The sequence below is a fragment of the Mesorhizobium sp. M4B.F.Ca.ET.203.01.1.1 genome, from assembly GCF_004791025.1.
In the GTDB taxonomy this organism is placed as follows: domain Bacteria; phylum Pseudomonadota; class Alphaproteobacteria; order Rhizobiales; family Rhizobiaceae; genus Mesorhizobium; species Mesorhizobium abyssinicae.
In genome coordinates, this window is sequence record NZ_SRUO01000001.1 from 293,974 (window position 1) to 308,216 (window position 14,243).

14 protein-coding genes are annotated in these 14,243 nt (G+C 65.7%); 11 read left to right on the forward strand and 3 right to left on the reverse strand.

The features are described from left to right. The first annotated feature begins 13 nt into the window (after positions 1-13). The 11 genes from EN846_RS01380 (at position 14) to EN846_RS01435 (ending at position 11,532) form a co-directional block, all read left to right on the forward strand. Positions 14-2,308, forward strand: coding sequence for a bifunctional salicylyl-CoA 5-hydroxylase/oxidoreductase (locus EN846_RS01380; RefSeq protein ID WP_127391690.1), 2,295 nt, complete (start codon positions 14-16; stop codon positions 2,306-2,308). After that, a complete protein-coding gene (locus EN846_RS01385; RefSeq protein WP_127391689.1) occupies positions 2,305-3,078 on the forward strand; it encodes an SDR family NAD(P)-dependent oxidoreductase in 774 nt (257 codons plus the stop codon). The genes EN846_RS01380 and EN846_RS01385 overlap by 4 nt, the downstream gene beginning before the upstream one ends. Then, positions 3,072-3,542: a MarR family transcriptional regulator gene (locus EN846_RS01390; RefSeq protein WP_127391688.1), complete on the forward strand. Its 471-nt coding sequence runs from the start codon at positions 3,072-3,074 to the stop codon at positions 3,540-3,542. The genes EN846_RS01385 and EN846_RS01390 overlap by 7 nt, the downstream gene beginning before the upstream one ends. Continuing rightward, entirely contained in the window at positions 3,539-4,351 is an 813-nt protein-coding gene (locus EN846_RS01395) for an enoyl-CoA hydratase family protein (protein WP_127391687.1), read from the forward strand. The genes EN846_RS01390 and EN846_RS01395 overlap by 4 nt, the downstream gene beginning before the upstream one ends. 210 nt (positions 4,352-4,561) lie before the next feature. Beyond that, a complete protein-coding gene (locus tag EN846_RS01405) occupies positions 4,562-5,710 on the forward strand; it encodes an acyl-CoA dehydrogenase family protein (RefSeq protein ID WP_127391686.1) in 1,149 nt (382 codons plus the stop codon). 49 nt (positions 5,711-5,759) lie between these two features. Next, a complete protein-coding gene (locus tag EN846_RS01410; RefSeq protein ID WP_127285415.1) occupies positions 5,760-6,155 on the forward strand; it encodes a RidA family protein in 396 nt (131 codons plus the stop codon). Positions 6,156-6,506: 351 nt separating this feature from the next. Further along, positions 6,507-7,235: a GntR family transcriptional regulator gene (locus EN846_RS01415; protein ID WP_127391685.1), complete on the forward strand. Its 729-nt coding sequence runs from the start codon at positions 6,507-6,509 to the stop codon at positions 7,233-7,235. A gap of 166 nt (positions 7,236-7,401) precedes the next feature. Further along, positions 7,402-8,541 carry an aminotransferase class V-fold PLP-dependent enzyme gene (locus tag EN846_RS01420; protein WP_127391684.1) on the forward strand — a complete coding sequence of 380 codons (1,140 nt, stop codon included), beginning with the start codon at positions 7,402-7,404 and terminating at the stop codon, positions 8,539-8,541. Between the two features lie 100 nt (positions 8,542-8,641). Further along, positions 8,642-9,427 (forward strand): ABC transporter substrate-binding protein, encoded by a 786-nt coding sequence (locus tag EN846_RS01425; RefSeq protein ID WP_127391683.1) that lies wholly within the window; start codon positions 8,642-8,644, stop codon positions 9,425-9,427. A gap of 106 nt (positions 9,428-9,533) precedes the next feature. Further along, entirely contained in the window at positions 9,534-10,211 is a 678-nt protein-coding gene (locus EN846_RS01430) for an amino acid ABC transporter permease (RefSeq protein ID WP_127282835.1), read from the forward strand. A 40-nt stretch (positions 10,212-10,251) separates the two neighbouring features. Then, positions 10,252-11,532 (forward strand): cysteine desulfurase-like protein, encoded by a 1,281-nt coding sequence (locus EN846_RS01435; RefSeq protein WP_127391682.1) that lies wholly within the window; start codon positions 10,252-10,254, stop codon positions 11,530-11,532. A 121-nt stretch (positions 11,533-11,653) separates the two neighbouring features. Here the strand turns inward: EN846_RS01435 and EN846_RS01440 are convergent, their stop codons facing one another. From EN846_RS01440 to EN846_RS01450, 3 genes are read right to left on the reverse strand one after another with little or no spacing between them, the layout of a single operon-like run. Continuing rightward, positions 11,654-12,484, reverse strand: coding sequence for a dipeptide ABC transporter ATP-binding protein (locus EN846_RS01440; protein WP_126056740.1), 831 nt, complete (start codon positions 12,482-12,484; stop codon positions 11,654-11,656). After that, positions 12,481-13,344 carry an ABC transporter ATP-binding protein gene (locus EN846_RS01445; RefSeq protein ID WP_127282837.1) on the reverse strand — a complete coding sequence of 288 codons (864 nt, stop codon included), beginning with the start codon at positions 13,342-13,344 and terminating at the stop codon, positions 12,481-12,483. The genes EN846_RS01440 and EN846_RS01445 overlap by 4 nt, the downstream gene beginning before the upstream one ends. Next, positions 13,344-14,228, reverse strand: a complete 885-nt coding sequence (locus EN846_RS01450; RefSeq protein ID WP_245478370.1) for an ABC transporter permease subunit — start codon at positions 14,226-14,228, stop codon at positions 13,344-13,346. Before EN846_RS01450 ends, EN846_RS01445 begins: the two co-directional genes overlap by 1 nt. Between the last annotated feature and the right edge of the window lie 15 nt (positions 14,229-14,243).

The window sequence follows — 14,243 nt, forward strand, 5'->3', positions numbered from 1 at the left end:
GGAGATCGCAGGCATGAAGGTTGCGGTTCTCGGCGGCGGGCCGGCCGGGCTCTACTTTGCCATCTCGATGAAGCTGCGCGACGCCGGCCATGAGGTGACGGTGTTCGAGCGCAACCGCGCCGACGACACGTTCGGCTGGGGCGTGGTGCTGTCGGCCGAGACGCTCGATAACCTCAGCCGCAACGATCCGGTCAGCGCGGTCTGGATCAAGAAGCATTTCGCCTATTGGGACGATATCGCCGTCATCCATGACGGCGTGCGCACCGTCTCCTCCGGCCACGGCTTCTGCGGCATCGGCCGCAAGCGGCTCCTGATCCTCTTGCAGCGGCGGGCACACGAGCTCGGCATCAAGCTGCAGTTCGAAACCGATATCGCCGACCCCAGGCCGTTCATGGAAACGCACGATCTGGTGGTGGCGGCGGACGGGCTGAACTCGAAAGCGCGCGGCGCCTTCGCCGAAATCTTCAAGCCCGATATCGACACCCGCAAATGCAAATTCGTGTGGCTGGGCACGAACCAGAAGTTCGACGACGCCTTCACCTTCATCTTCGAGAAGACGGAGCATGGCTGGGTGTGGGCACACGCCTACCAGTTCGACAGCGAGACCGCGACCTTCATCGTCGAATGCAGCGAGCAGACTTGGGATCGCTTCGGCTTCGGCGCGATGTCGCAGCAGGAATCGATCGCGGTCTGCGAACGCATCTTCGCCAAGCATCTCGGCGGCCATGCGCTGATGACCAACGCCAACCACATCAGAGGCTCGGCCTGGATCAACTTCCCGCGCGTGCTGTGCGAGCGCTGGTCCTACAAGAACCTGGCGCTGATGGGCGATGCGGCGGCATCGGCGCATTTCTCGATCGGCTCCGGTACCAAGCTCGCGCTGGAAAGCGCCGTAGCGCTGGCCGACTATGTCGAGTCCGAGCCCGACCTCGAGGCGGCATTCCGCAAGTACGAAGACGCGCGGCGCACCGAGGTGCTCAAACTGCAGTCGGCGGCGCGCAACTCGCTGGAATGGTTCGAGGAGGTCGAGCGCTATCTCGGCCTCGATCCGGTGCAGTTCAACTATTCGCTGCTCACCCGCTCGCAACGCATAAGCCACGAGAATCTTAGGTTGCGCGACGCCGAGTGGCTGGGTGGCGCCGAAGAATGGTTCCAGCGCCAGGCGGGCGCCGGCGGCAACAGGCAGCGCCGGGCGCCGATGTTCGCGCCATTCAAGCTACGCGACATGGCGCTCAACAACCGCATCGTCGTGTCGCCGATGGCGCAGTACAAGGCCGTCGACGGCTGCCCGACCGACTGGCATTTTTCGCACTACGCCGAGCGCGCCAAGGGTGGCGCCGGGCTGCTATACATCGAGATGACCTGCGTCAGCCCCGAAGGGCGCATCACGCCCGGCTGCCCAGGCTTTTACGCGCCCGAACATGAGGCGGCCTGGAAGCGGCTGGTCGACTTCGTCCACATCGAGACCGAGGCAAAAATCTGCGCCCAGATCGGCCATTCCGGCGCCAAGGGCTCGACCCGCGTCGGCTGGCAGGGAACGGACGTGCCGCTGCCCTCAGGCAACTGGCCGGTGATGGCGCCGTCGGCCGTGGCGTGGTCACCCGAGAACCAGGTGCCGAAGGCGATGGATCGCGCCGACATGGACAGGGTGCGCGGTGAGTTCGTCGGCTCTGCCGAGATGGCAGCCCGCTGCGGCTTCGACATGCTGGAAATCCATGCCGCGCATGGCTACCTGCTCTCCTCCTTCATCACGCCGCTGACCAACCGGCGCACCGACAACTATGGCGGTTCGCTGGAGAACCGCATGCGCTATCCGCTGGAAGTCTTCCGCGCGGTGCGCGCCGTGTGGCCGGCGGAAAAGCCGATCTCGATGCGCATCTCGGCCAATGACTGGGTCGGCATCGAGGGTGTCACCCCATCCGACGCGGTCGAGATCGCAAAACTGCTGCATGAGGCCGGCGTCGACCTTTGCGACGTGTCGGCCGGGCAGACCTCGATCGCGGCAAAACCCGTCTACGGCCGCATGTTCCAGACACCGTTCTCCGACCGCATCCGCAACGAGGTCGGCATGGCGACGATGGCGGTCGGCAACATCTACGAGCCGGACCATGCCAATTCGATCCTGATGGCGGGCCGTGCCGATCTGGTGGCGCTGGCCCGGCCGCATCTCACCGATCCCTACTGGACGCTGCATGCGGCGGTGGCGCTCGGCGACCGCGGCGTCAAATGGCCGGATCCCTATTTGCCTGGCCGCGACCAGCTCTACCGGCTGGCCGAGCGAGAGGCGGCCGCGGGGCTGAAAGTATGAGCGCGGCTCAAGCAATCGCCGGCAGGCACGCGCTGGTCACTGGCGGCGGCTCAGGCGTCGGCAGAGCCATCGCACTGGCGCTGGCGGAAGCGGGCGCCAACGTCACCATTTGCGGGCGGCGCGAGGCGGCGCTTGCCGAAGTCGCGAAGGAGAATGATCGCATCTTTGGCCTCGCTGCCGATGTCACGAACGAAGCCGAGATGACGGACGCCTACCAAAAGGCGGAGGCCGCACGCGGGCCGGTGGACATCGTCGTCGCCAATGCCGGCATGGCCGGCAGCGCGCCGGCGCACAAGACCTCGCTCGCTGACTGGCAGCGCACGCTCGACGTCAACCTCACCGGCGCCTTCCTGACGGTGAAGCCGGCGCTGGCCGGCATGCTGGCGCGCAAGTCGGGACGCATCGTCTTCGTCGCTTCGACTGCCGGGCTGAAGGGCTACGCCTACGTGGCCCCTTACGTCGCGGCCAAGCACGGCGTCGTCGGCCTGATGCGGGCGCTCGCGGCCGAAACCGCCAAGTCCGGCGTCACCGTCAATGCCGTCTGCCCGGGCTTCGTCGACACGGAGATGCTGGAGCAGTCCATCCAGCGCATCGTCGACAAGACCGGCCGGGCTGCCGATGAAGCACGCGCAAGCCTTGCGGCGACGAACCCGCAAGGGCGCTTCATCCAGCCTGAAGAGGTCGCCGAAGCGGTGTTGTGGCTGTGCGGCGACGCCGCCCGCTCGATCACCGGACAGGCGATCTCGGTTTCGGGAGGCGAGACATGGTAGCCGGTCCGCTGCCCACGCACTCCGGTCCCGGCAAGGACAGGCTGCGCCTGTGGATCAGGCTGCTGCGCGCCTCGCGCACGATCGAGGCCGAACTGCGCGAACGGCTGAAGACGGAATTCAACACCACGCTGCCGCGCTTCGACGTGATGGCGGCGCTCTACCGGTCGCCCGAAGGCATGCTGATGAGCGACCTGTCGCGCTTCCTGCTGGTGTCGAACGGCAATGTCACCGGCATCGTCGACCGGCTGGTGTCGGAAGGGCTGGTGACGCGGGCGCGCCGCAACGGCGACCGCCGCACCTCGATGGTGCGGCTGACCGAGGACGGCTCGAAGGCATTCGCGGAGATCGCCACCGCGCATGAGAATTGGGTCGGCGAACTGCTCGGCAACGTCAGTGAGGAAGAGGCGCGCCGGCTGACCGGCATGCTGACTTCGTTCCGCAGCAATTGGGAGGGACGCGAATGAGCGCCATGGCCAATCTCAAGCCCAAGCATTTTCTCTGGGATGTCGAAGGCAAGGTCGCCAGGGTCCGGCTCGACCGCCCCGAGCGCAAGAACCCGCTGACCTTCGACAGCTATGCCGAATTGCGCGACACGTTTCGAGATCTCGTCTATGCCGACGATGTCGACGCCGTGGTGTTCCTGCCCAATGGCGGTAATTTCTGCTCGGGCGGCGATGTCCACGACATCATCGGTCCACTGGTCAAGATGGACATGAAGGCGCTGCTCGCCTTCACCCGCATGACCGGTGACTTCGTCAAGGCGATGCTCAACTGCGGCAAGCCGATCATTTCCGCTGTCGACGGCGTGGCGGTCGGCGCCGGCGCCATCATCGCCATGGCCTCCGACATCCGCATCGCCACGCCGGAAGCCAAGACCGCCTTCCTGTTCACCCGCGTCGGTCTTGCCGGCTGCGACATGGGCGCCTGCGCGATCCTGCCGCGCATCATCGGCCATGGCCGCGCCGCGGAGCTGCTCTACACCGGCCGCACCATGAGCGCGGCCGAAGGCGAGCGCTGGGGTTTTTACAACCGGCTGGTGGAGCCGACCGCGCTCGAGGCCGACGCACTCGACCTAGCGGCACGCATCGTCTCCGGCCCGACCTTCGCGCACGGCATCACCAAGACGCAGCTCAACCAGGAATGGTCGATGGGGCTCGACCAGGCGATCGAGGCGGAAGCGCAGGCGCAGGCGATCTGCATGCAGACCGGCGATTTCGAGCGGGCGTACAAGGCGTTCGTGGCGAAGGAAAAGCCGGTGTTCGAGGGGAATTAGCGATGAATGGTTTTCGCCCAGGCACCCCCCTCTGGCCTGCCAGCCATCTCCCCCGCAAGGGGGGAGATTGGCTGCCTCCACGCCGCCGCCCATCCTGCAATGCCGGTGATTGGCGAAAGCATAGCTTTCAGCTGATCTCCCCCCTTGCGGGGGAGGTGTCCGGCAGGACAGAGGGGGGTGTGAAGGAACGCGACGCAGGAGGCTTTCGCTATGCCTGACCGTTCCTTCCTCAACTGGCCCTTCTTCGAGGAGCGCCATCGCCAGCTCGCCGACCAGCTCGACGCCTGGTGCGCGAAGAACCTGCCGGTCGACCATCACGATGTCGACGCCGCCTGCCGGGAGCTGGTGGCCAAGCTCGGCCGTGACGGTTGGCTGAAGCCGACGGCGCTCGACACGGACAATCCCGGACCGCTCGACGTGCGCACGCTCTGCATCACGCGCGAGACGCTGGCCCGCCACGACGGGTTGGCCGACTTTTCCTTTGCCATGCAGGGGCTCGGCACCGGCGCGCTCAGCCTGTTCGGCACGCCGGACCAACAGCATTGGCTGGACCAGACGCGGGCCGGCAAGGCGATCTCGGCCTTCGCGCTGTCGGAGCCGCGCTCCGGATCGGACGTCGCCAACATGGAAATGACGGCCACGCGCGACGGCGACGATTATCTGCTGACCGGCGAGAAGACCTGGATCTCCAATGGCGGCATCGCCGATCTCTACATCGTCTTCGCCCGCACCGGCGAGGCGCCTGGCGCCAAGGGGATTTCGGCCTTCATCGTGCCGGCCGAGACCGAAGGCCTGAGCATTGCCGAACGGCTGGAGACGATCGCTCCGCACCCGCTGGCGCGGCTGTCATTCGACAACGCCCGCGTCCCCGCTTCCGCGCTGATCGGCAAGCCCGGTGACGGCTTTCGCATCGCCATGTCGGTGCTCGACGTGTTCCGCTCGACCGTGGGTGCCGCGGCACTCGGTTTTGCCCGTCGTGCCCTGGACGAGAGCGTCAGTCGCGCCGCAGAGCGCGAACTGTTCGGCGCGCCGATGGCGGACCTGCAGATGGTGCAGGGCCACATCGCCGACATGGCGCTGGACGTCGACGCCGCGGCGCTTCTCGTCTACCGCGCCGCCTGGACCAAGGACATGGGCGCCCCCCGCGTCACCCGCGAGGCGGCGATGGCGAAGCTGTTCGCCACCGACCGCGCGCAGGAAGTGATCGACACGGCCGTGCAGCTGCATGGCGGCGACGGGGTACGCAAGGATCACATCGTCGAAAGCCTCTATCGCGAGATCCGTGCGCTGCGCATCTATGAAGGCGCATCCGACGTGCAGAAGGTGGTGATCGCGCGGCAAGTGATGGGAGCGGCGTGAAATTGGTCCATGCCCTGCAAACCGCATTTGAATTAGGGGGAGTCTAGTCATGCACACCATCCTGCAGCCGGAAGGCTGGGCAAAGCCCATCGGATACGCCAACGGCGTCGCCGCGCGCGGCCGGCTGGTGTTCGTCGGCGGCCAGGTCGGCTGGAACGCCGAGTGCCGTTTCGAGACCGACGATTTCGCTGGCCAGGTGCGCCAGACGCTGGCCAACATCGTCGCGGTGCTGGCGGAAGCGGGCGGCGAGCCGCATCACATCACTTCGATGACCTGGTATTTCACCGACAAGGCCGAGTATCTCGCCAACCTCAAGGGGATCGGCGAGGCCTACCGCGCGGTCATCGGCCGACACTTCCCGGCCATGGCCGCCATGCAGGTGATGGCGCTGGTCGAGGACCGCGCCAAGGTGGAGATCCAGGCGACGGCGGTCATACCGGAGTGAATTGCGCCAAGTCGACAGGCGCGCCGAAAACTCGCCTCTCCCCGTATAGTGACGGGGAGAGGGGTGCTGTCGCCGGCGGTTTCGCCACTGACCAACGTTGCGGGATGGGCGCCTAGCTTGCGACCGCTCCCTTCTTCCCGTCATTATACGGGGAGAAGGTGCCGGCAGGCGGATGAGGGGCAGCGCTGTCGTTTGAAGGCATAGGCCCGATTCGATCAGAGATCATCGCCTTGACTATTCGAACAGCCGCTTGGCTCTAAACACAAACTGTGATCAGATGATCACGCTTGCTTCGGCGGGCGCACTCGGCATCGCACATAGCTTCTGCCGGCATCTGAGGAAAGCAAAACCGTGGCTCTGGGCTTCGAACCCGTATCGGGACGCATCACCGTCCAGGATGGCGTCTACCAACAGCTCCGCCATGCCTTGATGGTCGGCAGCTTCGATCCGGGACAGGTGCTGACAATCGCCGCGCTGGCCGAGGCGTTCGGCACCTCGAACATGCCGGTGCGCGAGGCCTTGCGGCGGCTGGCGGCGGAGAACGCGCTGGAGATCTCGCAGAACGGCTCGGCCTGCGTGCCCGTCGTCACGCGGGCGCGGCTCGACGACCTCTGCCGTGCCCGCCTGGCGGTCGAAGGGCTGGCGGCCGAGCTCGGCGCGCCGCGCCTGACGGCGGTCGAGATCGCCAGCCTGCAGCGTATCACCGATGACCAGCAGGCGATCGGCCGCGACGGCAGCATCTTCGAGCTGATCGCCAAGAACCAGCAGTTCCATTTCATCATTTACCGCGCCTCAGGCTCGGACGTGCTGTTTCAATTGATCGAAACGCTGTGGCTGCGCTTCGGCCCCTATATGCGGCTGTTGTCCAACCACGTGGCGCCGCTGATGCGCGCCGGAACCATGGAACCGTCCGGCCGGCATATCGCGATCATCGCCGCGCTGAAGGACAAGGACTTTGCCCGCGCCCGCGACGAGGTGGTGGCCGACATCACGGCGACCCAGATGACGCTGCGCGCCATCTGCCCCGATGTGCCAGAGCCCAAGACGGTCGACTTCACCGGTTTCGGCAAAGCTTCCTGATCTTCCTCAGCTTGGGCTGACCCAAAGACCGAGAAGGTCCTGTCGCGGCCGCGCTGGACCAAAGCAATCGGCTGCTTTTTGGCACCTTTCCGTTTTTCTTTAGCCTTAAAGGATTGATCCTCGCTCCGTTTTGTGATCACATGATCACAAGGGAGCGAGACAGAAGATGTCCGGCTATTTTCTCTACCACTCGATCGGCACTTTCCCCGGCAAAGCCGAGCGGATGGCTGCCGCGCTGGCGGACTTCTCCGGCATCTGGTCGGCGGAAGACGATGGCCAGTGGCCGGCGGCGCTCGCCGCGCGGCAGCGCTTCATCGATGCCTGGATCCGGCTGATCGAAGCACCACACGGCACGCTCACCACGGCCGAGAATGTCACCGCCGCGCTCTACAGCCTGATCGGCGCCTTGCCCTCCGAGCGTCTGGCGGGAAAGCGCCTGCTGGTTGCCGCCGACTGTTTTCCGAGCCTGCATTTCCTGCTGGCAGGCTTGGCCCAACGTTTCAATTTCACGCTCGACACCGTGCCGCTCAGGCCTGGCGAAAGCTGGGTGCGCGACGAGGATTTCGTCGCCCGCTGGCAAGAGGATGTCGGGCTGGCGCTCATCACCTTCGTGACCTCGACGGCCTCGCACCGCTGCGACGTGGCGAAGCTCGCGGCGCATGGCCGGGCGATGGGCAGCATCGTCGGCGTCGACATCACGCAAGGGGTCGGCGTCGTGCCATTTTCCGTTGCCGCGACGCCGGTCGATTTCGTCGTCTCGACCTCGCTCAAATGGCTGTGCGGCGCCTCCGGCGCCGGCATTTTGCAAGTCGCGCCCGACCTTCTTTCGACATGCCGGCCGGAGCTGCGCGGCTGGTTCAGCCAGCCGAATCCATTCTCCTGGGATCTCGACGCTTTCAGTTACGCAAGCGACGCGCGCCGCTTCGACCACGGCACGCCGGCGATCCTGGCCAGCGTCGCCTCGCTGCCCGGCCTGCAATGGCTGGAGGGAACCGGCATCGACGCCATCCGCGCGCAGAACGCGGCGCATGTCGGGCGCATCATCGACGCCGCGATGAGCAATGGCTGGACGATCCGCTCGCCGCTCGATGCGGAGAAACGCGGCGGCAGCGTGATGATCGGCCTGCCGCAAGGGGTCGAGACGGCGAAGCTCGTTGCGAAGCTGCGCGACGAGCAACTTTACTGCGACGCGCGCGGCACGACGCTCAGGCTGTCGCCCGGCATGGTCACGACGAGCGCGGCGGTCGATGCGCTGATCGCGCGGCTGCGGGAGCTGATCGGCTCGCGCCAGCGCCTCGCATCCTGATTTCAGGCGCCGCCTCGCCTGCGGCGTCCGGGAGCTGGACGCCGAAAGGGGCGGAAGAGGAAATGCGCCACGCGAAGTGGCCGAACCAGAGGGAAGCAACATGTTCAAACGTCTAGGACTGATTGGCGTGGTCATCGCTGCCAGCGTCGCCTTCGCCGCGCCCGCCTTCGCCGACAAGATCATGGTCGGCGCCTACCCGGCCAACCCGCCATGGGAATACAAGACCGATTCCGGCGGCTTCGAGGGTTTTGAGGTCGATGTCGCCAACGACGTCGCCAAGCGCATCGGCGCCGAGGTCGAGTTCCAGGATCTCGGCTTCCAGGCGCTGTTCGCGGCGACCGCTTCCGGCCGCATCGACTTTGCCGTGTCGTCGATCTCGATCACCAAGGAGCGCCTGCAGAACCAGGGCTTCACCCAGGCCTATTACGACAGCGACGGCACCATCGTCGGCAAGGCGGACTCGACCATCAAGTCGCTCGACGACTTGAAAGGCAAGACCATAGGCGTCATCGCCGGCTCGACCGGCGAGGCCTATATGAAGGAGAACGCCGGCAAGCTCGGCGTCGCCGAAACCAAGAGCTACAACGCCCAGCAGGACCTGCTGCTCGACGTGCAGAACGGCCGCATCGACGGCGGCGCCGGCGAGCTCGCCGGCTTCCTGTTCGCCATCAAGCAGATGCCGGCGCTGAAGATCCTGGTGCGCATTCCGACCGGCGAGCGCTTCGCCATGATGACCAAGAAGGGCCACCCGCTGCTCGAAAAGGTCAATGACGCCATCACCGCGATGAAGAAGGACGGCACGATGGCCGCGATCCACAAGAAGTGGTTCGGCGTCGATCCGGAAGCCGGCACCAGCACGGTGACGCCGGGGCCGATCCCGCAATAGGGCCAGCAGTCGCAAACTCGCACGAGAGCGCCGGTCACGGCCGGCGCTCTCGCTTCGACCATTCGGATCCGCCTGCGCGGCGGGCCGCGTCTAACGGGTGACGCCGATGGAGCTGATCGACACCTTCTTCAACTGGGGCATCCTCGTCCGATCGTTTCCGATCCTCATCCGCGGGCTCGGCAACACCATCCTGCTCGGCTGCGCCGCAATCGTCTTCGGCACCATTGCCGGGCTGGCGATCTGCCTGATGCGGCTCTATGCGCCGAAGCCGCTGAGGCGGCTGGCGATCCTCTACATCGACATCTTCCGCGCGCTGCCGATCCTGGTGGTGCTGATCCTGATCTATTACGCCCTGCCCTTCGTCGGCATCCGCCTGTCGTCCTTCGTGTCGGCGGCCCTTGCGTTGTCATTGGTGCTTGCCGCCTTCACGGCGGAAGTCTGCCGCGCCGGCATCGAGAACATTCCCAAGGGCCAGTTCGAGGCTGCCGCAGCGCTCGGCCTGCCGTTCTGGGTCGCCATGCGCAAGGTGATCCTGCCGCAGGCGATCCGGGTCGTCATCCCGCCGCTGACCAGCAACTGCGTCTCGGTGTTCAAGGACACCGCGCTGGCCTCAGTGGTGGCGATGCCCGACCTTCTGAAGCAGGCCACCGACGCGCAGGCGCTGATGGCCAATCCGACGCCGCTGATCGGCGCCGCAATCATCTATCTCGCCTTCCTGTGGCCGCTGGTGCGGCTGGTCGGCTACCTCGAAGAGCGCGGCAAGGCCCGGTCCGGCGCGCACTGATCCCACCTTGAACGACATCGATACACTGAAGGAGACGTCCGTGAACCAACACCATATCTCGAAGGCGCAGGACGCCGCCGCTTCGTTCCCGGTGGAAAAGATCCGCGCCATGTTCCCGGCGCTCAGCCAAGCGGGCGAGTTCATCTTCATGGACAATGCCGCCGGCGCGCAGATCCCGCAAAGCGTGCTCGACGCGGTGACCAACCATCTGGTCGGGCACAATGTGCAGCGCGGCGGCCGTTATGGCCGCAGCGTCACCGTCGACCGGTCGGTCGCCGAGGCGCGCGACAGCGTGGCGCTTTTGATCAACGCCTACAGTCCGTCGGAAATCTGCTTCGGCATGAACGCCACCTCGTTCATCCGCCTGGTCAGCCTCGGCATCGGCCAGATGCTTTCGGAACGCGACGAGATCGTCGTCACCGACATGGACCATGACGCCAACATCGCCACATGGCTGGCGCTGGAGCAGGCCGGCGCCAGGTTCAAATGGTGGCGCATGCGCGAGGACGGCAATCTGCATGTCGACGATCTCAAGCCGCTGCTGTCGGAGCGCACCCGCCTCGTCGCCTGCACGGTGACCGCGCATTCGATCGGCTCGATCGTCGATGTCGCCTCGGTGGCGAAGATCGCGCATGCGGCGGGCGCCGAGGTGTTCCTCGACTGCGTGCATTACGGCCCGCACGGTCTGATCGACGTGCAGGCCTGGGACTGCGACTACCTCGTCTGCTCCGGCTACAAGAATTTCTCGCCGCATATGGGCTTTCTCTGGGGCCGCTTCGAGACGCTGAAGCGGCTGCCGACCTTCCGCGAGGATTTCATCCCCGACGAGCCGCCCTACAAGGTCGAGGCCGGCACCTTCATCTACGAGAACGTCTCCGGCATGGACGCGGCGGTGCGTTATCTGGAATCGGTCGGCCGCAATTTCCTGGCCGAGAACAACCGCTCGCGCCGCGACAACATCGTTGCCGGCATGAACGCCATCCGCGATTACGAGCTGATGCTGGCGCGCGAGATGCTGAAGGTGCTCAAAGACTGCGGCGCCACCATCTACGGCGTCGCCGACGAAGCGCGCCTGCATGAGCGGGTGCCGACCTTCTGCTTCAACATCGGCAAGCTGTCGCCGCAGCGGATCGTCGAGGAGATGGCCGAGCTGCAGATCGGCATCCGCGACGGCCACATGTACGCGCCACGGCTGATGAAGCGGCTCAACCTGTCGATGGACAGCGGCGCCATCCGCGCCTCGCTGGTGCACTACAACACGGTTGAGGAAGTGCACAAATTCGGCGAGGCGCTGCGCGCGATTATCGCCAAGCTGTCGTGATCTGACGACCTTTGATCCGAGCCTGCGCAGGTCATCGGGAGGGGCTACCTCCGCGTCGTCATCCATAGGCGGAGCAAGGAGCGAAGCGACGCGGCGCAGACCGAGGATGACGAAGGGACGTTTACGCCGCCTTCTTCTTGGCCAGCCTTGCCTTGATCGAACTGACGTCGGCGCGCGGCGTCGCGGCGAACAGGGTCTTGGTGTAGCTGTGCTTGGGGTCTGCAAAGACCTCGTCGCGCGGGCCGTATTCGACCGCCTCGCCGAAATACATCACCATGACGTCGTCGGCGATGTAGCGCACCACCGACAGGTCGTGGCTGATGAAGACATAGGTGAGCTGGAACTCGTCCTGCAGGTCGGCGAGCAGGTTGAGCACCTGCGCCTGCACGGAAAGGTCGAGCGCCGAGACCGGTTCGTCCAGCACCAGCAGGCTGGGATTGAGCATCAGCGCGCGGGCAATGGCGATGCGCTGGCGCTGGCCGCCGGAGAACATGTGCGGATAGCGGTTATAGTGCTCGGGTCCGAGGCCGACCTTCTTCAGCATCTTCATGGCGAGGTCGCGCCGTTCCTCGGCCGGCTTGTCGGTGTTGATCAGCAGCGGCTCGCCGAGCACGTCGCCGATCTTCTGGCGCGGGTTGAGGGAGCCATACGGATTCTGGAAGACGATCTGCACCTTGCGGCGCATCTCCTTCGACAAACCGTCCCTGGCGATGTCGACCTTGTTGCCGTCGATGAACAATTCGCCCGATGTCGCCGGATCGATCAGCGTGATGATACGGGCGAGCGTGGACTTGCCGCAGCCGCTTTCGCCGACGATGGCAAGCGTCTTGCCCTTGTCGACGCTGAAGGAGACGCCCTTGACCGCATGCACGGTGCGCGCGCCGCGGAACAGGCCGCCACCGACATGGTAGTCGCGCACGATGTTCTTGCCTTCGACGACCCTGGTGCTCATGAGGCGGCTCCGGTACTTGCCCCCTGGGGCGCCGGTTCGAACAGCATGTCGGAGACGGTCGGCAAGCGGTCGCCGACGGCGTTCTCCGGCAGCGCCGAGAGCAGCGCGCGCGTGTAGTTGCTCTTCGGGCTCTCGAACAGCGACAGCACGTCGGCCTCTTCCATCTTGCGGCCCTTGTACTGGACAATGACGCGGTCGGCGGTCTCGGCCACCACGCCCATATTGTGGGTGATCATGATCAGGCCCATGCCATATTTGGCCTGCAACGAGACCAGCAGGTCGAGGATCTGCTTCTGGATGGTGACGTCGAGCGCCGTGGTCGGCTCGTCGGCGATCAAGAGCTTCGGATTGCAGGCAATGGCAATCGCGATCATGACGCGCTGGCACTGGCCGCCCGACATCTGGTGCGGGAAGGAGTTCAGCCGCTCCGCCGGCTCGGGAATGCCGACCTGCTTCAGGAGTTCGATGGCGCGCGCCCGGCGCTGCGCCCGGTCCATGCCCATATGGAAGCGCAGCACTTCCTCGATCTGGAAACCGATGGTGAAGCACGGATTGAGGCTGGCCATCGGCTCCTGGAAGATCATCGACATGTCCTTGCCGACGATCTTGCGCCGCTCGGCAGGACTGAGCTTCAGGAGATCACGGCCGGCGAAACTCATGCGATCCGCGGTGACGGTGGCCGTCCAGGGCAGCAGCCCCATCACCGCCAGCATCGACACCGACTTGCCGGAGCCGGATTCGCCGACGATCGCCAGCACCTCGCGCTCGTCGACATGGAGCGAGACGCCGTCGACGGCGCGGAACGGACCCGATGCGGTCTGGAATTCGACGACGAGATTCTGGATGTCGAGCAGCGCCATCACGACCTCCTGAGCTTGGGATCGAGCGCGTCGCGCAGGCCGTCACCGATCAGGTTGATGGCAAGCACCGTGATCAGGATGGCAAGACCGGGGAAGGTCACCACCCACCAGGCGCGCAGGATGAACTCGCGCGCCGAGGCGAGCATGGTGCCCCATTCGGGCGTCGGCGGCTGGGCGCCGAGGCCGAGGAAGCCGAGGGCGGCGGCTTCGAGGATGGCGTTGGAGAACGACAGCGTGCCCTGGACGATCAGCGGCGCCAGGCAGTTCGGCAGGATGGTGGCGAGCATCAGCCGGAGATGGCCCGCGCCGGCGACCTTGGCGGCCACGACATACTCACGGCTTTTCTCGGCCATCACCGCGGCGCGCACCAGGCGGGCGAAATGCGGCTGCAGCACGAGCGAGATCGCCAGCATCGCATTGAACAGGCCGGGGCCGAGGATGGTGACCAGCACCAGCGCCAAAAGCAGCGACGGGAAGGCGAGGATCAAGTCCATGACGCGCATGATCGCGACGTCGACCCAGCCACGGAAGTAGCCGGCCAGCAGGCCGAGCGTGATGCCGCCGGTGAGCGCCAAAGTCACCACCACCGCGCCGATCAGCAGCGAGAAGCGCGCGCCGTAGAGCAGGCGCGAGAGGATATCGCGGCCGACCGCATCGGTGCCGAGCAGATACTGGGCGCTGCCGCCGGCCTGCCAGGCCGGAGGCCTCAGAAACGCGGTCTTGTCCTGGACGTCGGGCGCATAGGGCGCGAGCAGTGGCGCGAAGAGCGCCGCCAGAACCAGGAGGATGAAGACGAACAGGCCGATGACGGCGCCGCGGTTCACCGAGAAATAGTGCCAGAAGGTCCTGAAGCCGGTGAGGCGGTCCGGGCTGCCGCTGGCCATCGGGGCGATTTCGGT